This is a genomic window from Pelagicoccus sp. SDUM812002 (genome assembly GCF_031127835.1).
In the GTDB taxonomy this organism is placed as follows: domain Bacteria; phylum Verrucomicrobiota; class Verrucomicrobiia; order Opitutales; family Opitutaceae; genus Pelagicoccus.
The window spans coordinates 1-25,987 of the sequence record NZ_JARXHX010000002.1 but is presented as its reverse complement, the minus strand read 5'-3'; the positions used below and the strand labels follow the sequence as shown (position 1 = coordinate 25,987).

Below are 25,987 nucleotides of genomic sequence, written 5' to 3'. Positions count from 1 at the left end.
TAGCTGAAGTGGAAGCTTTGAAGTCGGTTTTCCATTTTCCTCCAAACCCTCGGACCTACGCCACGCTATGTATCCTATAAATTCCTTTGAAGACTCCTCCGCTTGGGCGGATGAAATCCTCTCCCAAATGACTCTCGACGAGAAGTGCGACTATGTGGGAGGCGAAGACATGTTCTACACAAAGGCCATCAAGCGCCTTGGGATCAAGCGGGTCATGATGAGCGATGCCACCGCGGGCATTCATTTGCGGAACCGCTTCCATGAGTTCACTTACCAGAATGCTATCGAGAAATCGACGGCGTTCCCCTGCCCGCTGCAGCTGTCGGCTACTTGGAATCCGGCGCTTTCGGAGGAATTCGCCAAGAGCGTGGCGGAGCAGTCGCTCGCTGCGGGGATCGGTATCTTGCTGGGGCCAGGCTTCAATATCTATCGCCACTCCCAGTGCGGGCGCAATTTCGAGTACTTCGGCGAGGATCCCTTCCTCACATCCCGCATGATCGAGACCTACATCAAGGGAGCTCAAGACACCGGCGTGGTGGCGACCATCAAGCACTTCGTGGCCAACAACACCGACTACTTCCGCCGCAAGAGCAATTCGGTTGTGGACGAGCGCGCGCTCAATGAAATCTACTTGCCTGCCTTCAAGGCGGGCATCGATGCGGGCGTGATGGCGGCCATGACTTCCTACAACCTCGTCAACGGCGAGTGGGCGGGACAGAGCGAAGAGGTGATCAAGGGCTTGTTGCGCAGCCATCTCGGTTTCAAGTGGTTGGTCATGACGGATTGGTGGTCGGTGTTCGATGGGACTAAGGTAGCCAAGTCGGGACAAGATTTAGAAATGCCAGCCTGCCTCGCGACCGTCGGACTAGCCGAAAAGGTGCGTTCTGGTGAGGTAGACGAGGCAGATGTTAACCGTATGGTTAAATCAATTCTAACCACCCTCAAGGCGATGAACCTCTTCGACGTGGAGCCGCGTCCTGAGTTGGTCGACAACTTCCCAATGCATGAGGAAATCGCTCTCCAGACTGCTCGAGAAGGCACGGTCCTACTGAAAAATGAAGGCGGGATCCTGCCGTTGGCGGGTGAGGATGAGATTTTGGTGATCGGCGACTTCCTCACCAGCAAAGCCCATGGCGGCGGCTCGGCTCGGGTCGACGGTTACGATACCGTGCAGTTGCTCGACGCTCTGAAGGCAGAGTTTGGTGATCGAATCGCCTTCGACAAGGCTCCGACTTGGGAACGGATCGCGGCGGCGAAGAGAGTGGTCTACAGTATTGGAACTATGGACAGCGAAGGCTGGGATCGCCCCTTCGCGCTCGGCGAGGGCGACGAGAGTTTTGCCCGCAAGGTGATGAGCTTGAATTCCAATGTGGTCGTGCTCGTGCAGAGCGGATCTGGCATTCGCATGACAGAATGGTCAGGGAAGGCGGCGGCCATCGTCTATTGCTGGTACAACGGTCAGAACGGCCACACGGCCGTAGCTGAAATCCTTTCGGGGAAAACCAATCCGTCCGGGAAGCTACCCATAACCATCGAGCGGGAATTCGCTGACAGCGTGGACCCCGACTATGTCCCGCACGGAGAGCACCTCTACAGCAGTTGGAACGACCAGTGGGAAGCGGCCCGCGATACCTACGACATCGAGTACGAAGAAGGCGTCTTCGTCGGTTACCGCTGGTACGACAGCAAGCGGATCGAGCCGCTCTATCCTTTTGGGCATGGGCTTTCGTATACGAAGTTCGAATACTCGGACATCAAGGTCTCAAAACAGAAATTTTCCGCGGATGAATCAATCGAGGTGAGTTTCACGCTTAAGAATGCGGGAAATGTTGTAGGCTCGGAAATTACCCAGCTCTACGTGCGGGACGAAGAGAGTTCGCTGCCGCGACCTGCGAAGGAGCTGAAAGGCTTCCGCAAGGTGCAGCTGGCTCCAGGTGAGTCGCAACAGGTGACGCTGGAACTGAACAAGGCTGACGTCAGCTTCTGGTCGCCCGAGTCCAAGGACTGGGTCGCAGAAGCAGGTACCTTCGAACTGCAGGTGGGAGCCTCCAGCCGCGATTTGCGCCTCTCAGCGTGGGTGGAGCTCGTTTAGCGAAGACTGTTGGTCGTCGCCGCGTGGCTAAGTGTCAGATTTGTGAGCTGCGATCCGGTTTAAACTTCAACCGTCCGAGAACAAAGAGGTTGGCGACAATGAAATAAGTAGTAAGTTGAACCAGTTCCGCTCATCCTTCGGCTATTTATGAATGTGAACGAACTCGTCCCTACGCTTCAGCTTGCCATTGGTCCCATGATCTTGATTTCGGGGGTTGGTTTGATTCTCCTTGCTATGACAAATCGTTATGGCCGTGTGACGGACCGAGCTCGCGCCTTGAGGGAGAATCCGGATCTGGCGGCTCGGCTTCCCGAAGGTTTGGCCAAGCAGGAACTGGCGATCTTGGCGATGCGGGCGAGGAGCGGCCGCTTTGCGATTTTGTTCAATTCGCTAAGCCTGTTGTTTGCAGCGCTGCTGGTTTGCGTTCTGTTCACCATTTCGTTTTGGGCGCTTAATTGGGCTTGGCTGATCTTTTTGTTGTTCGCGGCATGCATGGTTTGTTTCGTGGCTGCTCTCGGCTTGTTTTTGCACGACGTGAATCTCTCCCTCAAAACGTTCCGTCTTTCTGAGAGCGCCTTTGGCGACCTCTAAATAGATCATCATGCTGATACTCGCTGTAATTCTCTCTCTTTGCCTTCTGTTCCTTGGGGCGGAGTTTTTGGTGAGAGGCGCGTCGTCTTTTGCTTCTCGGCTGGGCCTCTCGCCCCTAGCGGTTGGCTTGACGGTGGTCGCCTATGGAACAAGCACGCCTGAGCTGGTGGTGAGCTTGCAAGCAGCATTGGAAGGGACGGCCGACATTGCGGTGGGAAATGTGGTTGGGTCCAATACCTTCAATATAGGTGTGATCCTAGGACTGACGGCTCTGATTTGTCCCATTGGGGTAGAACGGCGTATCGTAAAAGTGGATGCACCGGTGATGTTGCTTGTTGCCTTGCTCGCTTGTTGGTTTCTTTGGGACGGAAGTTTGGGGCGCTTGCAAGCGGCGATCTTTCTCTTCGGGTGCTTGCTCTACACGGTGCTGAACTTGAAGCAGGCGAATGTCGGAACGACACCTGTCGATGTGGCCGCACCAGATGAATCGGTAAAGAGTCACAGACGTTCGCTCTGGTGGGACCTAGGTTGGTTCGTTCTCGGGCTGGGGCTTTCGATCGGAGGGTCGAAGCTCTTGGTGTGGGGCGCGTCCGAACTTGCAAGAGGATGGGGAGTGAGCGAAGCGGTGATCGGCCTCACGATCGTTTCCGCTGGGACCAGCATGCCTGAGCTTGTCACCTCCGTGACGGCAGCACTGAAGCGTCAGCCGGACATTGCGATCGGGAACGTGATTGGTTCGAACGTATTCAATATCTTGGGAATTTTGGGCATTTCGGCCATGGTAAGTCCCATTGCGGGCTCCAGCATCCAAATATTCGACCTCTTGGTGATGGTTCTCTTTTCGTTGGCGATGCTCCCTCTGATCTGGAGCGGCTACGTTTTACGGAGAGTAGAGGGGGCTTTCCTGATGTTGGGTTATGTCGTGTACCTCTGGGTCTTGTGGCCTTAGAAGCGACGCTGTGGGAAGGGGATGCTACTTCGAGCTAAAGAGCTCTGCGGCTCGCACGCCGTTGAAAATGAATTGAACTGCGAGAGCAGCTAGGAGCAGTCCCATCAAGCGAGTTACGAGTCGTAGCACGAGCGGTGAAAGCCACTTTGCGCTTTGTGAGGCGAAGCGTAAAATCCAGTACGAGACGAAGGCGACGAGGATAATCGCTGTGCAGAGTGCGGTTTTGTGGTGCCAGTTTCCGGCCTGTTGGTAAAGAAGGATGGAAGTGGAGATAGCTCCGGGACCTGCGAGCAGGGGGATGGCCAAGGGGCTGATTGCGATGTCGTCCTTGACTCTACCTGCTGCAGTCTCTCCCGGCGTGATACGCTCCGGCGTCTCGGACTTTGCCTGTAGCATTTGCAGAGCGATCAAGAAGAGGAGGGCTCCTCCTGCTGCTTGGAAAGCGTAGAGGGTGATGCCGAGCAAGGAGAGGAGAACATTTCCGGTGAGGGCGAAAACCAGCAGCACGCCTGCAGCGGTGAGGCAAGCGATGCGTACCATATGGATACGCGATTCTGCGCTGTCGTGCGGGGTCATGGCCAGCAGCACGGGCGCGATGGTGATGGGCTCTACGATTACGAAAAGTGAAACGAAGCAGTATAGTCCGTATTCTAGAACGCTCATTAAGAATGGGGTTGGTTGTGGGGCGTTCCTTTGTTTGTAGGAAAAGCGGCCGCTAGTTTTGAACGGCTGTCACTAATGTTTCGATACGTAGCAGCTTGTTGGCTGCGGTCATGTAGAGAGTGGTTCCTTGCGGTCCACCGAAGGCACAGTTGGCGATGCGGCCTTCGACGTTCAGGAATCCGATCAATTTACCATTTGGTTTGATGACGTAGACCCCGCCAGGACCGGTTGTCCAAATGTTGCCGTCGCTGACGATTGCCATGCCATCGCATCCGCCCCGGAGGGAATCGCTTCGGTATGCGGTGGCGTCGAACAGAAGAGTGGGTTCTCCACTTACGTTGAGCTCGCTGTCGAGAGGGATCGAGTAGACAGCGGGGGTGCGCCAGTCGGAACTGGCGACGTAGAGGGTGTTGTTATCGGGTGAAAGAGCGACACCATTGGGGTAGCGGATCGAGTCGACAACTCTCTGAACGTTTCCGTTTGGATCTAGCCGGTAGACGTAGTGAGTTTCGATCCCTTCGTGCTTTTCCATTGGCAAGCCGTATGGCGGATCGGTGAAAAAGAGTGTCCCGTTGTTTGCGTAGACCAGATCGTTGGGGCTGTAGAAGTTTTGGTCTTCGTAGCGGTCCACGAGTGGGGTGATGAGACCGCTGTCTTCGTCGTAAAGGGCGACTTGCTGGTTGCCGTGTTGGCAGATCGCGAGTCGTCCGTCGGGGGCGAAAGCGAGTCCGTTGGCTCCGGCTTCCCGAAATCCTTCAGGATTTAGTTCTGAGTGGCCGCTGGGTTGGAGGAAGATGCTGAGGCCATCCTCTTCGGACCACGCATAGGCGGTGTTTTCTGGCACGTCGGTGAAGAGAAGTCGGTCTTTAGCGGCATCCCAGACCGGGCCTTCCGACCAACGGAAGCCCTCCGCTAGGATTTCGATTTTGGCGTCGGGTGAAACCAACTCGTCGAACTCTGGGGAGTAGCTTTCGATACTGCCGCGAGTTTCGAAAGGGGAAGGCAAGCCGGAGGGATCAGACTGAGCTTGGCCGAGCGAAAGCAGGGCGAACGCGAAGGCGCTAGCGAAGAGATGCAGTGTATTGTTCATTAGGATTTGGAAAGGGACGCGTGGTTGGCGAGCGCATCTCGCAAAGTGCGGGCATTTTTCTGGTTGGCGCGGTAGGCGACGTCGAAGAGGTCGCCAAGCAGCGGAATGGAGCCGATGAGCAGGTCGAGAAGTTGCCGTCCGACCATGAGCATAAGCAGGTGCTTTGGAAGTTTGTGGCGCCAGCCGATGAACAGGAAGTAGGCGAGTGGCAAGGCGGCTAGGGTGTCGCCCGCTCCCGGAATCAATCCGATCAGCGCATCCCAACCAATCCTGATAGTTGTACCCGGAATCTGGAACGCTGAATCCATAACGGTGGCTACGCGGTCAGCATTTTTCAGGTCGGTTTCGAGTTGGGTAGGCATCACGTCGGGTGAACCACTTATAAAACAGTGGAACTCCCGTTTCTTGCAACACGGAATCGAAGGAGGTAGTCGTGTGCCTGAACCGCGGGTGTGAGATCTCGGTAGGGAGCGGGGGGCTCGTTTAAGAAGCGAAGCCTTTCTCGCTAATTAAGCTCCCGTAGTGTTGAATCTACAGTCGCGCGAGCAGCTCTGCTTTTTTGGTGGAGTATTCCTCTTCGCTCAGAATGCCCTTGTCCTTGAGTCCGGCCAATCGCTCGATCTTGTCGAAGATGTCGTGCTCGAGTTCGGATTCTGCGGGCTCGAACTGATTCTCTTGAATCGGCACTGGCTGCGGAGATTCGTTTTGAGGAGCGGGAGCGGCTGGCTGAGCCTGAGGAGGTTGAGAATTCGCGGATTCCTGGCGGTTGCCGTCGATTGAGATGACGGGCAGCTGCGAAACGTATACAAGGCCGTACTGGCTCGTGAATGACATGGAGGAATCGCCGCTTTGTTGTTGGGAGACTCCGCCGATTTGGTGATCGAGCGTGTCGTAGATTGTGACGCTTCCATTGATTTCGATAGCCAAGCGTCGGGATTGTGGGAAAATGGCATAGCGGACATTGTTTTGTCCTCCGGTGGAGGAAGCCTGGCCGAGATCTTCGATCCACCAGTTTCCTTGGTTTCCACCGGAAATGAAGATGCTGTTTTGTCCGTGGCCGTCGCCTTGGTACTGCTGTTGGCTGGATTGCGAGGAGGCTCGCCTCTGGATCGGAGCGAAAATGGGGTTATTTTGATTGTAGAGCAGATTCGAGAGTTCGCCGCAGAGGCTATCTACCGTGTTTTTGAGCCCGTTGTTAAACATGTCGCCCACCATGGTCATGCCACCTTGCATCCACTGGCCGCCACCGCCCAGTTCCGGGCAATTGAATTGGGCCATGGTTCCGCCGCCATTGCTGACCGCGATTAGCATATGAGCTACCGCATCGGTTGAAATGCCATATCGCTGGGAGATGGAGTTGATGGCCTCTCGGCCATAGTTAGTGAAATTTTGCATGTTGGTATTCCCTTGGAATGAGGGTTACTTTGAAAAGTTACCTGACCCGAAAACGATCTACTGAGACTGGCTTCGTCCTATCCTAATTGTGGTTGGTCGATGGAAACTGGGATGGCTTGCCGTAAGATACGACGAAATTCTTTTATGCCCGTTGCTACGGTGTCGAAAACCGCGGACTATTCCAAGTATGCCACGTTTACGGGAGCGGCGTTCGAAGACGAGCACCATTTACATGGACTCTGTCGAAGCGATATCACGTGTTGACATAGCTGCGTCAGTCCAGCCAGATAGATAACTATATGGTTAAAGGAGATTCGCTTGACCTGATCTTCCAAGCGTTTGCGGACGCTACGCGACGAGCGATTTTGCTCGAAATTGCTAGGGGCAATCCGACGGTCGGCCAGCTGGCAAAGCCATTCGATATGTCGGGTCCAGCAATATCCAAACACCTAAAGGTGCTGGAGCGATCAGGGCTGGTCACCCGGGTCAAGGAAGGGAAATTCAATCGCTTCCGGCTAAATCCGGGGTTTTTCGAGAAAGGGATCGAGCGCATGCAGGAGATCGCGGGAGCCTGGGATGTTCGCGAGGATGCGATCAAGTCCGAGATTGTTGCCCAAGTCGTCGTCGAGGACGAAGAAATGTGGAAGTACTAAAATATGACAGGGGATCGCTACTCGTCTGGAAGGTAACCGGCCAGAACTTCCATCGCTTCCTTGAAATGGTGATCGGTGATAGCATTGTCCTTTACGGACGCGCGGGCGACGGGGCTGTCCGCTTGGGAGTCGAGGACAAGGGTGGCGTCAACTGCGTCCCAGTCGATATTGTCGACTTTAGCGTGAGCGAAGATAGATCCGATGGCAGCCCGCGGGTTGGATTGTATTTCGGAGTAGTCGAGAGTTAGGAAGGATAGGCCGCGCTCGCTGGCTTCACGGTAGCAGAGGGTGTTGTGAATCCAATTTAAGATCCAAACCTTTGCGAGGCTCATGGGTTCGTTTTCGATTCTTTCCGCGCGAACGATGGGAATGAAAGCTGCGAAGATGTCTTCACACATTTGTTTGAACTCGCGGTCGTCTACCTTGTCCGGTGGCACGAAGGCTCGGTAGGCAGAACGCAGCCAATTTTCGGGGGATCGCTTGAGGTAGATGTTGTGCGCCTGCGGGAGCGCTTCGCAAAGTTGTTCCGCAATACTGATACATTGGCTGCGTAGTTTGATGGCGACGTTTTCACGTCTCGTCGATCCCGGTACTGGTCGTATGACAGCTTTCGATACGAGGGGAAGCAGTCGGGCTGCCGTTGCGGTGGAAATACGTTCCGCCCCTAGAGCTTCGCAGATTTGGGTGATGGTGTCTGGCTCGGATAGGCTGAAAATCTGTGGTTGAGAAGCGAATACGCGGTTGATCAAGGTTGACCCGCAGCGACCAACGGAGTGGATGATCGTTATATTGCTTTCTTTTAGATCGATTCCGCTGACGATATCCGCGAGCTCGTCGAAGGAGGAGATAGCCATTTCCTGGGCCAGCTCGAACTGGGTCGTGTAGATGAAACTGCCTTTGGTGATGTCGATATTTTCGGGGGTGCGTACCCAGCAGGCTTGTTCTTCTTCGAAGTCTAAGCAGTAGAGCGAAAAGCGTGAGTCGCTCGCGATATCCGAAATTTCGATCGGCTGACTTTCGCCGAGCGTGAAATCTGTTGGCGAAACGATTGCCAGCGGATGAAACTTCCAACGGTCGGTGATTTTGTGGAGTGGGATCGGCATGAAGAACGAACTCTACGCTTTGGTCGAACAAGAGCCATCAGAAAGAGTTATGTAGCGATGGTTGGCGGTGGAGGTGGGCCAGGTCGGAATTTGGCTGAGGTGTTTTACGAGGCTGGCTTCGCGGTGCTTCTGTACGATCCTAGAAACTTTCGGAATCAGCGTTGGCAAGCCCCGGCAGGAAGTAAACGGTTGGCGTCAGGCCAGAAGCGCCGATCTTCCGAGAGAAGACCAGCATGGTGCTCTGTTCGCGAGTATTCTGGATACGTTCTTTAACGGAAACATCGACGGGACTTCCGAAACGACTTGGGGGCCGGTGCCTGTCGTTTCCGCTTCGCCAGAGCACTTCGAATGCGTGATGAAACCCAGCCCTGCGTTCCGCTGGTTCATCGGATGCGGCGGGAGCAACGGCAGTAATAGGATAAATACCCTGACGCGGGTGACGCCTGACGTTCCCGTTCACCTCGTCTCAGTGAATACTATCAACCATCTGAAGGCACCGCTTTTGATGAGCGTCGACGAGCACGACGAAATGCCCTATTGCAGTTCGGAAGTGTCACAGCAGGTTTTCGAGAGAGCTCCCGGCCCCATGCAACTCCATGTCATAGGCTGCGGCCATTTGGGGACTATTCGCTATCCAAGCCCGTTCTTCGACGAATCGTGCCGAGTGCAGCTAGCGTTTTTGCAGGAGCAGTTTTGGGGTTGAGGCCCGGAAACTTAATTAGTCCAACGGGCATCGAAGGTTTTGGCCCGATTGGTTATCATACTTTGAGACAGGCTTCCTGCTTCGGTAGGAGTCTGGCGAAGGCGTCGAGTTTGTTGTCGGAAAGGAATTCGACCAACTGGCGGTCTAAGTCGAGAAGCTTGTGGTGGAGAGGACAAGGGTCTTCGCAATTGCAGGCTCCGGTGCCGAAAGGGCAAGAGATACGATCGCCCACCTTTTCGAAAGTCGACACGACGGCGAGAAGACTGATTTCGACGGGAGGCTTCGCTAGCCAGTAACCACCTTTCGGACCGGGAGCGCCTTCCACAAGCCCAGCTTGGGAAAGGGCTACGAGAAGCTTCGCAACGATGGGTTGAGGCAGGTGCCGGTTGGACGCGATATCGCGCGAGCTCAAGCGGGTACTTCCCCCGTCGTAGACTTCGGCTAGGTAGCTGATCGCCATAATGGCGTTTTGGGCGGTTTTGCCGTACTTGAGCATAGTGTGTCGGACTCGACTCTAGACTGATCGGGTGGCCCCGGAGCGGATCTCTCTATGATTCAGTTCGAGCTCGGTAAGGTTGAAGTCGCGCCCTTTGAATCCCATCTCCCACTTAAGATGAGAAAGGTTAAAAGAAAAACAATATAAAAAGGTATTTAATTATTGAAACCCTGGTGGTATCGTCCAAAGACTTCGGTTTAATGAGCAAGTTTACTGATCTAAGAAAACCCGATATCCACGCGCACGAGATCCTCGAGATGATGATCCGTACCGAGAAAACTTATACGAACGAAAGCCTTTCGGCGGAGATCGTAGAGGTGTTTGGCGAGGAATCTACCTTTCACACCTGTTCAGGACATGGTCTCGATGCTTACGACATTGTGCAGCATTTGTGGATGAAGGGGAAGTTTACCGGAAATCCGGACGCATTTGTTTTCGAGTCAGGAAATCGCTGTAGCCATTAGCGGTGAGCCAATGAGCTAAGCCTTGGCCTGCGTCAGCAGGTTATCGGTCCTGCCCAATGCGGTCGCGGGTTAAAGCTCCGAGTTACGGTTCCTCATCGGCACGTCGCACTCACCTGTAAAGTCGGCCCGGTAGAGGTAGGCGGCGATCATATCCAAATCTGCATCGGGGAGCGGCAGTGGAGGCATCAAGTTGAACTTCGTGATGGCGCCCGGCATCAACGTTTTGCTTCTGTCCGGCAACCTTGCCCAATGGATGACAGCTTCGCGAAAGGCAGCTTCGTCTTTGCCGTAGCGATCTCCGTAGTGCATCTGGATCGCAAATGCGGGCGGGGCGATCATGGCGGGTCCACGCTCGTACTTGTGGCAGGCGAAGCAAACTTGCTCGAACTTTTGTTTGCCGCGCTCGAAAAAGGAATCGGGATCTTCGGCTCGTGAGAATGCGATGCCGGAAATCAGGACTGCGGATAAGAGGAAGGAAGAGCGAAGAGGTTTCATACGTTTCTGACCAGTATACGGCGATTCGCGGCCTTACGCTTGCACGGATATCGCCTCCCGCGACAAGTAGTTGAGTAGGGAATACGTTCGATTAACTCAACTGCTGCGGCTTTCCAACGTGTCGTGGATTCGTTTTGATCACGTAGATCAGGTAGGCGACGATGAGGATGTTGATGACGAGAACGGTCGCTGTGAACCAACTCGGGTGTTCGAACATCTCCCAAATCTCGAAGGGAATGTAGATGCCTCCAGAGATGGTGCCGAGCCATTCGGCCCAGTGGAGGGCGAGCCAGAGCCCGTAGCCCTCGATGGAATGGAGGACTCCGTATGCGAGAAGGGCGATGGCCGCGATGGTTTGACGTTCGTTGTTGAAGCCGGCGAGCAAAACGGAAATCCGCCCCGGAAGTGCGAGGGATGGAGCGAACCTCTCGATCATCGAAGAGAGAGCAATCTCCCAGTTTTGGCCGAGCGTGTAGAGAAGCCAAGCAGCTCCTAAAATAGCGAAGAGCCCTTTCGTTATTTCGAGTACCGCGACCGCTTTGAGTCCTTTGGAAGCGAATCGCGGCTGCATGGCGGTATTCTCTAAACTACGCTAACGAGTTTGGAGTAGACTTCCAAATAGCGAGACTGCGCCTTTTGCACAATTTCTAATGGGAGTTCGGGGCCCGGAGCGGTTTTGTTCCAACCCTCCAAGGTTTCGAGGTAGTCGCGGATGATCTGCTTGTCGAAACTGGCAGGGCTGCTGCCGACCTTGTACTCTGCTGCGTCCCAGTAGCGCGAGGAGTCGGGCGTGAGGACTTCGTCGATGAGGTAGATTGTACCGTCTGCGTCGGTGCCGAACTCGAATTTCGTATCCGCTAGAATGATACCGGCCTTGGCCGCGAGCTTGCTGCCAAAGTCGTAGAGCTTGAGACTGATATCGCGGACTTGTTCGAAGACGTCTCGCCCTACGACGTTGGCTGCTTCCTCGGCGGTGATGGGCATGTCGTGGCCTTCGCTTGCCTTGGTAGTGGGAGTGAAGATTGGTTCGGGGAGTCGAGAGGCGAGCTGCAGGCCTGCGGGGAGTTCGATGCCGCAAACGGTACGGTTTTGTTTGTAGGATTCCCATCCCGAGCCTGCGATGTAGCCGCGCACGACGCATTCGATCTCGAGCGGCTTGAGCTTGCGCACGGCCATGGAGCGGAGCTGTGAGTCGCGCGAGAGCTTGAGGGTGTTGCACAGGATCTCTCCCTCATTGGGTATGATGTGGTTGGGGGCGATGCCTTTTGTTTGCTCGAACCAGAAGTGGCTGAGCTGGGTCAGGATGAGACCTCGGCCAGGGATGCCTCCCGGGAGAACGACGTCGAAAGCGGAGATACGGTCCGTGGCGACGAGCAGCACGGAGTCGTCGAGGTCATAGATTTCGCGCACCTTGCCGGAGGCGATTTTGGGTGCGTCGATCGTTTCGATCAATTCGCGCACGGGCTCGGTAGGAAGGGCTGCTTTTAGGTCTTCGCCAGAAATCATGCGGCGACTGTAGCGTGCAGCACTTGCGTGGAAAGAATTTTGTTCGGGTGTAATGCCGAGGCTCACTCTCGAAACAGCCGCGAGGCTTTACGGATCAAGGGGTAGCTTCGAACTCGGTCTGCCAATAGCCGACGTCTAGCCATTTGCTGAACTTATGGCCGACTTCCTGGTAGTGGGCGACTTTTCGCATGCCGAACTTTTGATGAAGGGCTTCGCTGGCGGGATTGGGTAGGGTGAGCCCACCGATGACGACGTGGATGTCCTTCTTTCTCAATCTTTCGAAGAGCCTTTCGTAGAGGGCGCTTCCGACTCCGCGACCGGTGGTCTGATGGTCGAGATAGACCGAGACTTCCACGGTATGGCGGTAGGCGGATCTGGCGTGCCAAGGGGAAGCGTAAGCGTAACCAAGTACCTTGTCATTCTCTTCCGCCACCAGCCAAGGAAGGTCGGCTTTGAAGACCTTGGCCAAGCGAGTAGCGATTTCGGTTCCGTCAACCAGTTCTTCTTCGAAGGTGATGACGGTGTTTTTGATATAGTGGTTGTAGATCTCAGCGATGCGGTCGCGATCCAATTCGTTTGCGAGGCGGATCGAGAGTGACGGGTGGGACGTTGCTGGAGGCATAGGACAGATAGGAAGTTTGCGTGAGCCTAGTCTTTGCAGATTCGCACTCTCACTGCATGCGAGCGCGACGCTATTTACTGTGTACTAAGTTTTCGTAGAGGACGACTGCTTTGTTCATCTCGACGAGGACGGTCTCGTTCAATTCGGTGGCGCCCGCAAAATCGTTTTGCTCGATGCTCTGGATGAAGGATTCTCAGCACGTTAGTGTGCGCTCCAGCTGTCGGGTGATTTGCTCGCTGTTGAGTGAGGAGTATATAAGCTCTCGGTGACTAGTTTCAAAGAGCTGCTTCAGCTTGGTATGCTCATCGCCAGAGTGTGAGTCGCCGGTAATGCGGGCGGAGAGGACGAGTTTCATATAGCGTTGGGAGAGCATGCGTTGCCGTCCGGCTTTATTGATAATGGTCGTCAGACTGTCCATCTCGCTTAGAATGTCGCGAAGGCCTTCGATACGGGCGAGTGAGGCCTCGCTAATATTCATGATCTGGGATGCCACTGCCTCGAACGCGAATGCTTCGCTAGAGTCCGTGCGGCTGCGCACGGCGATGACGCTTGCGTTCATGGATACCATCTTCGCCATTTTGGCGGAGCGTTCGATTTCGGCGATTAGGGATTCGAGGCGTTTTGCTAAGGAGTCAGTTTTGGTTTCGAGTAGCGGCATGGGACGAGTGACTTGAATTTTGATTCCGAGCAGTGCTCATGCCTGAAGGAGGCATTTTCAAGTCTTCGCTACTTTTTAACACAACAGCCATAGTGTATCGATTTTATTCATACATTCCATGGAACCCCATACTGTGAGGAGAAACATTTTGAGCGAATGGATTTCCCTCAACTTCGCGGGCGATTGCCCTGCCTAGGCTCGCTTCTACTTGTAGAGGGCGGGTAGAAGCTGGGCGTAAGGCGGCTCTCGGAGCTTTAGGCCGGAAGCGAAGACGGCTTTCTCGAGCTGCTTCTGGGGGGTATCGCCTCCGGGAAGGGAGTAGATCAGGACGGGGGCGAATGGGGTAAGCTGACGGTTTTCCTGGATGCGGTCGATGCTGCCTGTGAGCGCGTTCACGCTCCAGAGGGGCGTGTTGGGATCTGTGTCGTCGAGCAGGTCTAGCTTGCCGTCGGCTAATACGTATCCAGCGAGCAGATACTGTCCGTTGGCCGCGTTTTGGTACAAGCGCGATAGGGCGGTGATTTCTTTGCGCGGCAATTCTCCGAGTTCCTCCTTGGCGAGTACGCTGATGTCCGGCGAGGGCACGGTTTGCTCGATAATGGAAAGCCAGAGGCGTTCGTTTTCCTCGGCATTGGGAAGTTTGTCGAGCATGCCGGCGTGCTTTTTCAGGCTGGGGCTGAGGGCCAGCCCCCACTTCCACGAGTTCAGTTTAGTAAAGTTGATAAACTGCTGTTGCCAGTAGACACGGAAGGCGGGACTGAGGTCGGTCTGCTTCTCCAGGTCCGTGAGTTGGTCTAGGATGGCGAAACGGTTGGCTCCGGCAAGGAGGTGGCTGAGCGTGTTGGAGATGGTTCGCTGGTAGTATTCGGATTCTGGGGACAAGGTAGAAGGCTTGTAGAAGAAGCCCCAGAAGGATCCGTCGGCGCGGCTGATGAATTGGATTTCACGAGGCGCTGGTTCGGGGTTTCCGAACTCGTCGAAGCCTCGGACGTTGAAGGTGAAAGTGACGCTAGTCTCGTTTTGTTCGGAGTCGGACTTGGAGATGGGTTCGACGAGATAGATGCGGTACTCGCTTTGTGGCTCCGCATTGCCCTCGAAGTATTGGACAGTGGATTGATATACGTTTGCGAAGTTGTCTAGTTCTTGCAGGCGGGTGAGGTAGGATTGTTCTGCCTCGCTGAGTTCGACTCGGGTATCTAGGTAGCTTTGGTTCGCAGGGAATGCGGCTGAAGCCTCCTTATTGGAAATGAGGTTTTGGCTACTTTTCAGATTCGAGAAACTCTCCTTGAGACGAAGCGTTTGAGAGAGGGCGGTCTTCTGCTCAGCAGGCAGTATATCGAAACTGTGGATACGTTCGAGCTGAGCGAGATAGGGGGTAAGTTCTTTGGTTTGGGCGAGCTGTAGCCATGCGTTGTCCAGTGCGGCCCATTTGGTTTCTATGGCTTTGAGTTGTTGGGTGACGCTTTTGAGGAGTGGAGTGAGTTGACTACGGCTGTTCACTGCGAAGTCTTCCTGCAGGAGAGCGTTGAGTGTTTGGACACGGGCTTCGGCTGCGGTTTGCAGGCGTTCGAATTCGGCGCGACTTTTTGCTTGGGTGGCGTTGTTGGCTGCGATGCGGAGCTCACGTTCGAAGCGGGCAAGTTCGCGTTGGTTTTTATCGAGATCGGCTGCTTGGCGTTCTTGGTAGTCGGCCAGCAGAGCTCCTAAGCGTAGATCGGCACCTTGGCCAAGATCAGGGGCGAGGTCTGCTCTAGACTTTCGCAGGTCGTTGGCGAGGACTTCGATGGCTTGTGCATTTTTCAGAGCGTCGGTACTGGAGGCGAGTTTCTCAAGGTCTGCGATTGAGTCTTCGTATTCGGTTTCTAGTGACGTTTGCAGGGCCAGCCAGTCCGTCAGCAAGGCGGCTTGGTTTGCGAGGCTAGAGTCTGGCTTAGCGAGAGAGATTTGCTCCTCCCAGGTTTTCAATGCGGTACGAATCTGGGAAGTGTTTCCGGATTGTTCAGTGGCCTGTAGGGCTGCGAGGGCCTTAGCTTGCAGAGATTCGGCTGCTTCGCGTTCTTGGCTTTGGTTGCTTAGGAAGAGGAAGCTTGCCACAAGCACGAGAAGGGTGGCTGCGATACTGCCGTAAAGGGGGAGGCGCTTACGTCGAGCGTAGGTGTAAGCGGACTTGATTTCGTTTTTCAGTTCGCCAGGGATTTGGTTTCCCGTTTTTAGGGCTTGGCTCTCGAGAGACTTGAGTTTGGCCACTCGATTGGCGATGGGGACGGGCTTGCCTTTGTTTTCTTTGCCAGCACGGATTTCGATAATAGCGAGGCGTATCGAAATACTGGATTCATATTTGGCCCGAATGCGAGAAAGCTGGGTGGCTACTTTCTCGAATTCGTCGCGGAGGTCGGTAGGCAGTTCTCCGCGGGCCTCGTTGATGGCGAGACTGTAGTCGCATGCAAGGTAGGCACTTTCGATTTCTCGCCAGTTAGTGCTTTCGGTGAGGTCTTTGGCGTTGTCGACGACGGAACGAACTTTATCCGCTAGAGCGTCCAGGTGGTCGGCTGCCGCCTCGGCTATCGTGCTGGCGAGGGTTGCGTCGTGGCAATCTGAAAGCGGAAGCCCAAGGGCGACGTATCGATGGGCGATTGCTTTGGGAGTTTCGGCGGGAAGAAGTTGTTCGGTAGCGTCTTTTATTTCGGCGGTAGCCTGTTCTATCAATTGGGCGCGTTTGGCGGCGACCTCTTCCTGGGCGTTGGCGTCATCGGGAAAGCGGGCGGCTATGAGTTCGATGATCTGGAAGGCGCGGGTGCTTTCATTTTTGGAGCGTACGGCGGCTCGATACTGTTTGAAGAGCCAGTCTTTGAGGTCACTCTGGGTCTCGATAGCTGTTTGGATTTTGGATACGCTTTCGTGGTCGAGGGGGGCGGCAACGCGCCAGCCGAAGATTTCGCACCGTTTCTTCCAGTCGGCTACGGTTAGATGGTCGAGTGAGCGAGCGGTCTCGAGGAGTTTTGGGTGGTTGTTTTCGAGGAGGAGGCAATCGAGGAGCGATCCATCGGAGATGAGTTTGAGGGCTTCGTGGAGGGCTTTGTTGGCTCGGTCGACGGCCTCGGCCTGTTGCCAGGCGAGCTTAGCGGTTTCAAGGCCGGTTGACTCGCCGGTGAGGGCGGTACGGATGCGGTAGGCGAGACGGTTGGCTTCGGGATAGGCGGAGGCGATCATGGCAGGGAAAGTGGAGCCTTGTTAGATTGCTTGCTGATGACAATCCAATCCTTGCCGGAGATGGCTTCTTTGGCGGTGGTTATGAGCTGGGCGGCTTTTTCGGCACGTTTTTGACTGGCTAGATAGAGAGAGAGTTCGGTTTGGCTAAACTGGCTGCGGGTCTCTGCGAGGCGTAGCTTGGCTGCCTGGAGGGCGTCGAGGTTGTAGCCGATAATGGTTTGCTCCATGAGGTCGGGGTGGGTGAAGGTATACTGCCACTGGAGTTGTATCTTGCGTAAGGGGTCTTGGGAGGTGCGACTTTGAAGGTCGAGGAGGTTGAGGGCTTCGTTTATCATGGTCGCAGTTTCAGCGGGGGAGCTGCGGGTCTCGGTGAGGAGCTTGTCCAGCGCATCTTGGAAAACGGAAGACAGGAATGCTTGGTCGTCGCTGCGCTCGACTGCGCCGAGGAAGAGCTCGCGAAGGTATTGGGCGAGACTCATAGGGGTGCTGGGAATGAGCAGGCGTCGGGAATCAACTGCGATGTAGGAGCTCTGGTGGGAGAGTCCGAAGGCTTGGGGAAGCGTCAGGATAGGTGAGAATTGGTGGTTGTCTTGAATCTCTTCGAGCTGGGTGAAGTAGGACTCGATGGCTTGTCGCGTCGCGGCGGGAATGGCGTCGAGGCGCCCGTTTGCGAGTAGCAGGTACGACCCGAGGGAATCTGAGAGGGCTTCGACCGAAAAGCTCGCCAGAGGCATGGCGGACAGGGGGGCGAGCTTTTGGTCGAGGTGTGGGAAGTCGAGCTGTTGGGCTACGGGAATGGGTAAAAGGGCGAGTCGATTCAGCTCTGGGTAGCTGATGGGCGAAAGAGGAAGGATGTGAGCTTGGCCTTCTAGCTGTATAAGGTTTTTGGGCACGATGATGCCGCCTGCATTGTCTGCGGCTGTGCGAGCGATCAGGCGATCGAGGAAGGTGATAATCTGCAAGGGCGTGTCTTCGCCTGCTTTGGCGAGAAAGTTAGCTGTGGCTCGAGCGTTTTCCAGCTCGGATCTTGGGTAGCCGGAGTCTGCGAATCTTTGCCAGACGTCGTGACGGGCCTGCAGGGCACGTTCGGCATCGTTTGAGCTTAGGGTTTGCGACTGGCCTAGGCTTTTGGCGCGGTGAGTTTGGACGAAGTAGACGACGAGTGCGATGCAGATGAGAGCGACTCCAGCGATGGAGATGTTTATGGTGCGCGTGAACTCGCGTTGGCCGAAATGGCGTTTTGGGCGCTTTCGTTTTCTGTGGTCATACTCTTCCGGGATCTCGACCCGCGGAGCCGCGAATTTTCTTTGAGGAGTTTTTGGGTCTGAGCTTGTGTCTTCCGGCGGGGGAGGCTCTGGGGCGGGCTGTTGGCGTCTTGGGTTAGGCGCGTTTTTGGGGGTGACTGGAATAGCGGCGGATGCCTTAAGAGGGAGGTTATAGGTGGGTAAATCGTAAGGAAGAGATAGGCTGGGTAGGTGGCCTGCCCATGCGTAGTCTTGAGGTTGGTCGGTGGGGAGGAGACAGCTCGTGAAGCTATGTTGCCAGCGATAGCTGGTAGGGAGCTCGTTGATGCAGCGACGGAGATGCTCGATCAGCAGACGTTCCTGGGGTATTGAAACCCTAAATACTCTACTGATTAGATTGCCGTTCGGGCTTACGCTCTTAAAGGAATCGGGAATCGTTTGGGTGGCCCAGTACGACTCGATGTCTTGGAGGTCGAAGGCTTCGAAGGGTTCGAGGATGCGAGGGGGCTCGACCCACTTTTCCCGCCAGCCGCGCCAATTTAAGAGGATGCCGGCAGGATTGGGCAGACCTGGGATATCTGCTTGGGGAAAGGCGAGGTGATGGGCGATGTGATTGTTGCGCTTGGAATAGTCAGTACCCGCTTCGTGGATACGACTTAGAATGTGGTAGGTTCCCGATCGGAGCGTAACGATGCGGTGGCGTAGAATGAGGGGTGAGGCTCCATGGGAATCGGTGGTGTAGCGGCTTTGGCTTTCCAGTTCCGAAATAAGGTCCGGAGGCAAGCTTCGGTCGCGGGCGACGCAGCAGAATCCCGACTTGCCGGGTTCTAGACCGCGTTTAGCGCTGGTGTGGATGTATTGGAAGCTCAAGGGTGGGTTCCGCGTACCGGATTCTAGTTTCTAGGAGTCGAGCTGAGAAATATTGAATGATGACCCTTCAGGTTGTTTCGTCGCTTGCTTCCTCAAGCGTAGCTTCGCTCATTGCACCGTTCACTCTTTGAATGGGGCTGGGGGATTGTTGGGAGAGGATCCAGAGAACTGGGGCTGTGGCTTGGATGGGTTTCAGTCGTTTGGGATTGGGTGCGAGGCGACCGGCGAGAGGACCTTCGGGGATTTCCTTTGGTGAATGCCCGAGGGAGGAGAGCGGGAAGTAGGTCACGTTTGTTGAGATGGATTCGGCGTTGGCGACGATGGTGGGGCAGAGTTGAGCGAGCAAGCTGCGTACGTGGCGCGAGTTTTGGGCGATCGCTTCGGGGGTGAGTGGGCAGTCTTCGGAGAGGTGAAGGGTTTCGGGGGGCAGGAGATTTTGCCAGAGGTCGAACTTGCCTACGAGGATGGCGAGGGGAGTATCCACTTTTTCATGGCTTTCCAGGGCTCGCATCTTTTTTACGCGGACGCCTAGCTCGGAGAGAATGGTGTCTTGCTCGTCGGAGGCGTCTGTGTGGAGCTGAGGATCGCGCTTGCGGCGGAGTAGTTTGCGGAAAGCGGGCGAGGAAGAGGGATCGAAAAGGAAGAGAAGTCCGGCCGATGCGGCCACGTGCAGCGCGCCCGGTGACTCGTCGAGGGCGATGCCGGGTTTGAAGTGCTCGCCTGCGTTGTCGTAGAAGACGAGAGAAGCGCGGCATTCGGGGTCGGTGAGGCTTTGCAGGTAGTACACGAAGGGACGCGGCAGGGGGACGAGTTTGCCATCGCGGTAGAGGCGTTCGTACATGACGCCTTCGAAGTCGGTCTTGGAGATGAAGGCGTCTTCGGGAGTGTTGGCCGAAAAGACCCTGTTTTTCATCTCGTTGAGCTGGGCGTTGCCGGAGGGATCGCCGTCTTGGAGGTTGGCGGAGTAGTGGCGGATAAGGTCTTCGGGAAGCTGACGTAGCAGTACGGAGAGGTAGTAGGACTTGCCGGAGCTAGGAGCTCCAACGAGAGAAAGGATGTGCTGGGGCTGGGAAAAGAAGGAAGGGGGCAGCCGACCGCGGCAATGGGGGCATGCGTGGTCGGGACAGGGGACGCCTTCTGCATCGAGGGCTTGGCCGAGGGAGTTGAAGCGCTCTGCCGCAAAGCGGAGCTTGACGTGTGAGCCTAGGACGGGGTCTCCGGTCAGGGAATCGTGCACCGCGATACTGAGGGCGTCACCGGCGGTGAAAGGTTTCCAGCAGTAAGGGCAAGGGGAGGATTGACTCCCGGGTTCCGGCTTGTGGGGGGCGGGCGAGGGTGGTTTGGGTAAGAGGGGGCGGGAGGTCCTTGGGTGCTGCGTGTTAGGGGCTGGCGGAGGCGCGTCACTGGCGGGTGCTGCGCTAGGGTCGAGACTGGAGAGGAGGTCGGAGAGGAGGAAACAGGTATCTCCGTAGGTGGGGAAAGCGAGATGGTCCTCGGGGCGCTCAATATGGGTGGCGATGCTTTCTGGGGTGACCTGAGAAGGGGGAAGTGTTTCACGGTCTTCGGGATTGTCTCGGGGGGCAATATCCCAATTCCCTTCGCTGAAGCCATCGCCGATGCGTTGAGGTTTGCGAGTGAGCCGGAGGACCATGAGGTGTTTGTCGAGGGCTAGTCCGTAGTTCTGGTTGGGCTTGAGCGGCGTTTCGCGAGCGACGGTTTGCCCATTGAGCTTGATGGGATGTTCGTTGGATAGGGGTTCTAGGGAGAATTCGCCGTCTAGTTGGTGGATGCGGCACAGTGGGGACTTGGTGCCATCGAGGTTTCGGCCGCTCAGGTTTACCGGGAAGGTCTCGGCGTGCGTGAGTGAGCGAGAGGAGCAGTCGCCAATGGCAAGGCGTATCTTGGGTCGGAAAAAGTCGAGCAGGCCCATAGGCAGGAGGAGGGATAGTTAGCTACGGAAAGGAGACTGAGGAGGAGTTTTGGGGATGGCAAGTTCGGGATCGTGGAGAGGGGGCTCATTAAAAGTCGCTGATTTAGAATAAGATATAACTTTTTTTCAAAAAAGCCTTGCACGAGGGATGCGGATTTCTAGCTTCTGCGACTCTTGCTAAGCGCCCCGTTCGTCTAGCCAGGCCTAGGACACATGGTTTTCATCCATGCGACAGGGGTTCGAATCCCCTACGGGGTACCATTTTCATAAAACCGTCACTTTCACGAGTGACGGTTTTTTGTTGGAGAAATGGTCTCCTTGGGTACGGGGATGAGAAGCCCTGTCAGAGGAGGCGACGAAGCGAGCTTGCGAGCGAAGAGGGGCGACCGGAGGCCGGGGCGTAGCCCTGAGCGTAGCGAATCAATCCCCTACGGGGTACCATTTTCGTAAAACCGTCACTTTCGCGAGTGGCGTTTTTTCTGTGTACGGTGACCTTTTAGTACGAGAATGAATAACCCGTGAAACTTAGCTTAAGGTTCATTGAACATCTTCTCGCCTTAGGGCAGGGGTTACTCCAACACGGCGCGGTAAAAGACGTGTCCGTCTGGCTCTACGTCTTCGAAATCGAGCTCGAAGTTTAAGGTGCCTTGGAAGCTTTGTATTGTTTCCCTGGTTTGGAGGTCTGTTGACCTCTCCAGGCGATAGTTGCTTTCCCCCTCGCCGTTTATGGCAATGTTTAGCTGTTCCGATGAATTCGCGGCGAAACTGGCGATGTCTTGCACGATGACGAGCTCTCGAACATAGAACAGGATTTTCTTAGTCGAAGTGTATTCACTGTCTAGATACGTATTCGTGGCGGTAAGCGTTCGCGCGTGCTGGGGATTTGGTCGTCTGACGGAGTCCCTTTGATTTGGGCGGTGGATGGCGAGATTGTTTCTAGCGTCATACCAGTGGGCGCGTCTTGAATTGCCAAGACGGTTTGCTTTGCAGGGTTCTCGGGATCTACTGCGGTGATTTCCACGATCGTCTCGCTTGAGCCATAGATCGAGTGAACGGTTGCCGTTTCTATCGTCACAGGGAAGTGGATGAGATTTAAGGAATAGGGCCCGGGATTCTTTTCTGTTCCGTCTGAAACGAGAAGGAAGTAGGTCCCGGCCGCATAGTTGGATCTCTCGACTTCAACGGCTGTGTCATTGACGAGGTCGAGCAGCTGCGTTCCATCGCTGTCATATAATCTCAAGCTGGGCCTGAAGGGTGTTTCAGATTGTCCGGTCTCGATGATTTCTGAAAGGTTGAGGACAAATTTGGAAACGCTCTCGAGAGTGAAAACAAAAAAGTCGATATCTCCTGTTTCGATAATGCCGGTACGGGAACCCCCGTTATCTCGTTGTCCGTATTCGTCGTTGGAGTCCACCCCCATCGGATGGGGGAATTGGACCAACCGCAGTTCGTACATCCCGGGTGCCCCGGGGGTTGTCGCTGTCTTCGTCATTGACCACTATCGAATAGGATCCGGACTTTTCGGCGCGAAAGGATACCTCTCCCGCGACATCATTGGTCTCGTCCCGCTTTTCTTGTCCATCGGGATCGATTATTCGAATGCGAAGCCTTCGCCGTAAGGTCCGATCCGGGTGAGAGAGAGCGAAAAGGCATCGCCCTAGTTCGCTTCGATTCTCCAGCCGTCGATATCGCCCACGTCGAGGTATCCAGTTTCGTTCGCCCCGTTTTCCAGAAGTCTACCTTCGTCCCCCTCTGGAGTCATGTTGGCACCCGGGGCTTTTACTAGTCAGAGAGCGTAGTAAGCGGACCACACATCGGACAATCCATTCACCCGGACGGTATATTGGCCTGTTTTTGGCAATGTTTCGTTTAGGTGGGCGCTGATCGCTCCATTTGTGAAGTCGAGTAGTTCGCCGTCTGGATCGAAGAGATTGATGTTCGGTCTGAAAAGCGATTCGCTTTCACCCTCCGGAACCTGTTCCGAGACTATAATCAAGACGCTATCTCCGGCGTCTGCCTCGAATGTCCTCCTCGTCGACGCTCTTTGTTGCTTGATTGGCTTGGCCATTCCTGTAGTGCGTCGGCTTACATCCCTTCCGTATAATGGTCGGAGACAGAATACAGATTGATTGCCGAGCTTCAGCGGAGCTCTTATCTTCGCTTCACATAATCCTCGAGAGTTTAAAGAAGGGCTCTCGACGTAATCGGCTTTCGGATTCCCGCGGTAGAAGCGCCCTCGGACTATGTGAATTCAGCCGCCTATGGAGTCCGTCTGGTTAAAATACTTGCATGTGATAGGCCGATTTCTAGCTTTCGCTGCTTTGCCTGCCGGTCCCGTTCGTCTAGCCAGGTTTAGGACACTTGGATTTCATCCAAGAGACAGAGGTTCGAATCCTTTACGGGACGGCGGATCTGGTTACGAATCTAGGGCTGGATACGTTGTCACAAACCGCACCACCCAGAGCCAAATCACGCAGCAGCTGATGTATGACTACGGGAGCAACTCGCTCAACGACCAGATAAAGTCTGGAGGCGGCCATATTTACTACAACGCGACCTACGACAAGTTGGGTCAGGTCAAGACTTGGGACACCACCCGTGAGACCGGGACTGAATCGAGTTACACTTGGGACGCTGCCGGAAATCCAACTGGTTTTGATGGGACTACTCTGACCTATAATGGTTTCAACCAGTCGAACCAGCATGGCTACGACGCGGACGGTAGTTTGACTTCGGACGGTACTTGGACCTACTCCTACGACGCGAACAATCGCCTCCACCGCATGACCAAGTCCGGCAAGTCCCTCGAGTTCAAGTACGACTACATGGGGCGCCGCGTGGAAAAGAAGGTTTGGGACTCCGGACCAAAGAGTCTCACTACAGAATCGCATTGGGCGAGCGGGCAAAGCACCCACCTCAAATTCGCCTATCAAGGCATGGAGCTGGTGGCCGAGATGGACGCTTCGGGCGGTATGCGCAAGAGCTTTCACTGGGGCCTCGACAAGTCCGAGTCCCGCGGCGGGGCCGGAGGCGCGATGGGCTTGCTGATGTGGTGCGACTACCAGACAGGCAAGACCTACTACCCGAGCTACGACCTGAACGGAAACGTGACGGGATTGCTCGATGACACCGGCACCTGGGTCGCCTGGTACGAGTACGACGCCTTCGGCAAGCTGGAGACGTCCGGTGAACCGGCGATCGGAGGCATGAAAAACAAGAACCCCATCCGCTTCTCGACCCAATACACCGACGACGAAACGGGCCTCGTGTACTACGGCTTCCGCTACTACGACCCCAGCAAGGGCCGCTTCCTCACCCGCGACCCCATCGGCGAAGCCGGAGGCCTCAACCTCCACCGCTTCGTCGGCAACGATCCGGTGAATCGGGTGGATGCATTTGGTTTATATTGGTTTGAATGGTGTGCAGGCTACGAAGCAACTATGAAATGGGACAGTAAGCTTTTTGGATTTAAGGTGCAGTCGACCGGGAGGTGTGGTAACTGGTCACGAGTTTGGATTCCGGAGGGTGAGTCCTATGCTTCGATTCCCTACAAATCTGGGACCCAACAACCTACTGATGGCAATCCCACATATGGCAATCCCGCTGATGGCGAGCCTCCACCGGCCCAAAAGGATCAGTGGGACGAGAAACGGTGTGCTGAATTGAAGTCGCAGATCGGAAATCTCGAGTTGTCTGTGCAGCGAGCTCAAGAGTCCATCGACGGGGCTCGTAATAGGTCGAATGATCCAGACTTGCTTGAGACGGTTCGAAGAGGAAATAGAGGTCTTGCCCTCGCAGGTGGCATATTGGGAACTTATGGAAAGAAGCAGTGGCAAGAGATCGGAGGCATATGGGCTAGTAACAGTGCGGCCTTCGTTTCCCTGCATGACCAGTTTATATCGGCTTCAGTCAACTTCCGTGATGGCGATATTGGAGGCGGTTTCCAGAGTGCTGGTGAATTTATCGCGACAGGTGCGAACACCATCCTTTCCAATGTTAAGTCAAAAGCTGCCTGGAAGCAGCTATTTAAGAGAGCAGGTGCATGGATAACTACACCGACGGAAATAGCAGCCACTGGAGCATTGGAGATCCAGCAAGTCTCAATTGCTAGCCAGCAGCTCAATTGGGCACGCCAAGACATCGAGTTTTTTAGCGGGCTAAAGGTGCAGAAGCAGGGCAAGGTTGACCAAGCTCGAAGCGACTACGCTGAGCACTGCGAATGAGAATCGGATACATAATCTCTTCTATCTTCTGCACCGCTGTTGGCTTGGTGATAGCTGCCTATCTAATAAAGCTCAGATTTGAGTGGGGTGAATGGGTCCACCCCCAGAGCTTTATCTACGTGGGAGTATGCTTTGCTGTAGCTTACATTATCTTCCTCGGTGGAAAGAAAGATAAAAAGGAATGATTGTCCTGGTTGTTCGTCTTGCCCAAAAATCAATTACGATCAACTTGCGTTCTCCTGCACTGTAAGGAGATAAAATAGGGTCAATCCAATACCTGATACCTCCTGATCGATCCAAAATCCAACTTCGTTCAACTCCTGCATAGTGGCAGATGCTCCTCCGGAGTCGTCGGTGCTTCGCACTCACGCCAGTCGTTCCGCCTGTCATGTCATCTGCTTTGCTTCGTCGGCACGTTCGGCCAACGTGGCCGAACTCTTGCCTCCTTACATAATTTCAGAACGTACAGGCCAACCAATAGCACGCCTGCCAAGCGGATGCCAACTTCAGTAACGAAACGCGAAAGAGCAGCTTCTTAGCCTTGAAGCCCCGCGGACATGTTGAGGTTTCGCTCGGCAAGCTTCCCTGCAGGGCTGGCTGGTTCGCCTTGGCCCAACGGCAAGAAGGAAGCTGTTCCGCTACCGGAAATGTCGTATGTCGATATCGAGGGAAGTGTGCCTTATCGCTCAGGACACCCAAACGCCTGGCCCTCCTCGTGGCGCTTGTCCCCGTCAACGGACGATGCCTAGGCTTCACTCAAGAGCCCCGCGACCTCGCCAACAACTAGGTATGGATGCGACTGTCTTCGCTATGTTCGACGGATTTCAACAGTTGTTTTCGCAATCGCAAGGCGTTGAGAGGTTGGCCCGCGTGTTTTTGCTGTATCCGTTGGTTTTTGGAAGCGACCAGCTTCCGCAGGGAATGGATGTTGATCAAAACGTCGAGCTTCTCGGGGGCGTGCTCTAGCTTTTTTCTGATGTCCTCGGGAAGCCGTTTCAGTTGGAGCAGTTGGGAGACCCGGGTGCGGCAG

25 protein-coding genes and 2 tRNA genes are annotated in these 25,987 nt (G+C 55.1%); 9 read left to right on the top strand and 18 right to left on the bottom strand.

Going from position 1 to position 25,987, the window contains the following annotated elements; translation table 11 throughout:
• The first annotated feature begins 67 nt into the window (after positions 1–67).
• From QEH53_RS03800 to QEH53_RS03790, 3 genes are all read left to right on the top strand, one after another.
• Entirely contained in the window at positions 68–2,092 is a 2,025-nt protein-coding gene (locus QEH53_RS03800; RefSeq protein ID WP_309021802.1) for a glycoside hydrolase family 3 C-terminal domain-containing protein, read from the top strand.
• Between the two features lie 147 nt (positions 2,093–2,239).
• Positions 2,240–2,683, top strand: a complete 444-nt coding sequence (locus QEH53_RS03795; protein WP_309021801.1) for a DUF2721 domain-containing protein — start codon at positions 2,240–2,242, stop codon at positions 2,681–2,683.
• Between the two features lie 10 nt (positions 2,684–2,693).
• The gene (locus tag QEH53_RS03790) at positions 2,694–3,632 is read left to right on the top strand and encodes a calcium/sodium antiporter (RefSeq protein WP_309021800.1); all 939 of its coding nucleotides are present in this window, start codon (positions 2,694–2,696) and stop codon (positions 3,630–3,632) included.
• Between the two features lie 24 nt (positions 3,633–3,656).
• On the opposite strand, the gene QEH53_RS03785 is transcribed toward QEH53_RS03790, so the two are convergent.
• The 4 genes from QEH53_RS03785 to QEH53_RS03770 all read right to left on the bottom strand — a co-directional run bounded on the left by QEH53_RS03785 (position 3,657) and on the right by QEH53_RS03770 (position 6,780).
• Entirely contained in the window at positions 3,657–4,295 is a 639-nt protein-coding gene (locus QEH53_RS03785; RefSeq protein WP_309021799.1) for a MarC family protein, read from the bottom strand.
• Between the two features lie 52 nt (positions 4,296–4,347).
• Positions 4,348–5,385, bottom strand: coding sequence for an SMP-30/gluconolactonase/LRE family protein (locus QEH53_RS03780; RefSeq protein ID WP_309021798.1), 1,038 nt, complete (start codon positions 5,383–5,385; stop codon positions 4,348–4,350).
• Complete coding sequence (locus QEH53_RS03775) at positions 5,385–5,747, bottom strand: DUF4112 domain-containing protein (protein ID WP_309021797.1); 363 nt, start codon at positions 5,745–5,747, stop codon at positions 5,385–5,387. The genes QEH53_RS03780 and QEH53_RS03775 overlap by 1 nt, the downstream gene beginning before the upstream one ends.
• A 169-nt stretch (positions 5,748–5,916) precedes the next feature.
• Complete coding sequence (locus QEH53_RS03770; protein ID WP_309021796.1) at positions 5,917–6,780, bottom strand: SHOCT domain-containing protein; 864 nt, start codon at positions 6,778–6,780, stop codon at positions 5,917–5,919.
• A 299-nt stretch (positions 6,781–7,079) separates the two neighbouring features.
• Here QEH53_RS03770 and QEH53_RS03765 point away from each other — a divergent pair, with 299 nt between their 5' ends.
• Positions 7,080–7,433 (top strand): metalloregulator ArsR/SmtB family transcription factor, encoded by a 354-nt coding sequence (locus QEH53_RS03765; protein WP_309021795.1) that lies wholly within the window; start codon positions 7,080–7,082, stop codon positions 7,431–7,433.
• A 17-nt stretch (positions 7,434–7,450) separates the two neighbouring features.
• Here QEH53_RS03765 and QEH53_RS03760 read toward each other — a convergent pair whose 3' ends face one another.
• The gene (locus QEH53_RS03760; RefSeq protein ID WP_309021794.1) at positions 7,451–8,536 is read right to left on the bottom strand and encodes a hypothetical protein; all 1,086 of its coding nucleotides are present in this window, start codon (positions 8,534–8,536) and stop codon (positions 7,451–7,453) included.
• 355 nt (positions 8,537–8,891) lie between these two features.
• On the opposite strand from QEH53_RS03760, the gene QEH53_RS03755 reads away from it, so the two are divergent.
• On the top strand, positions 8,892–9,239 hold the full coding sequence (locus QEH53_RS03755; RefSeq protein ID WP_309021793.1) for a hypothetical protein: 348 nt from the start codon (positions 8,892–8,894) through the stop codon (positions 9,237–9,239).
• 55 nt (positions 9,240–9,294) lie between these two features.
• On the opposite strand, the gene QEH53_RS03750 is transcribed toward QEH53_RS03755, so the two are convergent.
• On the bottom strand, positions 9,295–9,735 hold the full coding sequence (locus QEH53_RS03750) for an Rrf2 family transcriptional regulator (RefSeq protein ID WP_309021792.1): 441 nt from the start codon (positions 9,733–9,735) through the stop codon (positions 9,295–9,297).
• Positions 9,736–9,935: 200 nt separating this feature from the next.
• Here QEH53_RS03750 and QEH53_RS03745 point away from each other — a divergent pair, with 200 nt between their 5' ends.
• Complete coding sequence (locus QEH53_RS03745; protein ID WP_309021791.1) at positions 9,936–10,199, top strand: YecH family metal-binding protein; 264 nt, start codon at positions 9,936–9,938, stop codon at positions 10,197–10,199.
• Positions 10,200–10,268: 69 nt separating this feature from the next.
• On the opposite strand, the gene QEH53_RS03740 is transcribed toward QEH53_RS03745, so the two are convergent.
• The 8 genes from QEH53_RS03740 to QEH53_RS03705 form a co-directional block, all read right to left on the bottom strand.
• The gene (locus tag QEH53_RS03740) at positions 10,269–10,694 is read right to left on the bottom strand and encodes a cytochrome c (protein WP_309021790.1); all 426 of its coding nucleotides are present in this window, start codon (positions 10,692–10,694) and stop codon (positions 10,269–10,271) included.
• 91 nt (positions 10,695–10,785) lie between these two features.
• On the bottom strand, positions 10,786–11,265 hold the full coding sequence (locus QEH53_RS03735) for a DUF2127 domain-containing protein (protein ID WP_309021789.1): 480 nt from the start codon (positions 11,263–11,265) through the stop codon (positions 10,786–10,788).
• Positions 11,266–11,276: 11 nt separating this feature from the next.
• A complete protein-coding gene (locus QEH53_RS03730) occupies positions 11,277–12,200 on the bottom strand; it encodes a phosphoribosylaminoimidazolesuccinocarboxamide synthase (RefSeq protein ID WP_309021788.1) in 924 nt (307 codons plus the stop codon).
• A 94-nt stretch (positions 12,201–12,294) separates the two neighbouring features.
• Positions 12,295–12,822 (bottom strand): N-acetyltransferase family protein, encoded by a 528-nt coding sequence (locus tag QEH53_RS03725; RefSeq protein ID WP_309021787.1) that lies wholly within the window; start codon positions 12,820–12,822, stop codon positions 12,295–12,297.
• A gap of 193 nt (positions 12,823–13,015) precedes the next feature.
• Positions 13,016–13,480, bottom strand: a complete 465-nt coding sequence (locus QEH53_RS03720) for a type IV pili methyl-accepting chemotaxis transducer N-terminal domain-containing protein (protein WP_309021786.1) — start codon at positions 13,478–13,480, stop codon at positions 13,016–13,018.
• 204 nt (positions 13,481–13,684) lie between these two features.
• Positions 13,685–16,690: a hypothetical protein gene (locus tag QEH53_RS03715; protein ID WP_309021785.1), complete on the bottom strand. Its 3,006-nt coding sequence runs from the start codon at positions 16,688–16,690 to the stop codon at positions 13,685–13,687.
• Positions 16,687–18,804, bottom strand: coding sequence for a hypothetical protein (locus tag QEH53_RS03710; RefSeq protein WP_309021784.1), 2,118 nt, complete (start codon positions 18,802–18,804; stop codon positions 16,687–16,689). The genes QEH53_RS03715 and QEH53_RS03710 overlap by 4 nt, the downstream gene beginning before the upstream one ends.
• A 67-nt stretch (positions 18,805–18,871) precedes the next feature.
• Positions 18,872–20,734, bottom strand: a complete 1,863-nt coding sequence (locus tag QEH53_RS03705; RefSeq protein ID WP_309021783.1) for an FHA domain-containing protein — start codon at positions 20,732–20,734, stop codon at positions 18,872–18,874.
• Between the two features lie 183 nt (positions 20,735–20,917).
• On the opposite strand from QEH53_RS03705, the gene QEH53_RS03700 reads away from it, so the two are divergent.
• A tRNA-Glu gene (locus QEH53_RS03700) sits at positions 20,918–20,995 on the top strand.
• Positions 20,996–21,303: 308 nt separating this feature from the next.
• Here QEH53_RS03700 and QEH53_RS03695 read toward each other — a convergent pair.
• From QEH53_RS03695 to QEH53_RS03685, 3 genes are all read right to left on the bottom strand, one after another.
• Positions 21,304–21,516, bottom strand: a complete 213-nt coding sequence (locus tag QEH53_RS03695) for a hypothetical protein (RefSeq protein WP_309021782.1) — start codon at positions 21,514–21,516, stop codon at positions 21,304–21,306.
• Positions 21,517–21,572: 56 nt separating this feature from the next.
• A complete protein-coding gene (locus QEH53_RS03690; RefSeq protein ID WP_309021781.1) occupies positions 21,573–22,226 on the bottom strand; it encodes a hypothetical protein in 654 nt (217 codons plus the stop codon).
• A 294-nt stretch (positions 22,227–22,520) separates the two neighbouring features.
• Positions 22,521–22,802 (bottom strand): hypothetical protein, encoded by a 282-nt coding sequence (locus QEH53_RS03685; RefSeq protein WP_309021780.1) that lies wholly within the window; start codon positions 22,800–22,802, stop codon positions 22,521–22,523.
• Positions 22,803–23,065: 263 nt separating this feature from the next.
• On the opposite strand from QEH53_RS03685, the gene QEH53_RS03680 reads away from it, so the two are divergent.
• Positions 23,066–23,140 (top strand) — tRNA-Glu (locus QEH53_RS03680).
• A 77-nt stretch (positions 23,141–23,217) separates the two neighbouring features.
• Positions 23,218–24,957: an RHS repeat-associated core domain-containing protein gene (locus QEH53_RS03675; protein ID WP_309021779.1), complete on the top strand. Its 1,740-nt coding sequence runs from the start codon at positions 23,218–23,220 to the stop codon at positions 24,955–24,957.
• A 783-nt stretch (positions 24,958–25,740) separates the two neighbouring features.
• On the opposite strand, the gene QEH53_RS03670 is transcribed toward QEH53_RS03675, so the two are convergent.
• Positions 25,741–25,987: hypothetical protein (locus QEH53_RS03670; RefSeq protein WP_309021778.1), on the bottom strand; the 247-nt coding region annotated here is incomplete at its 5' end.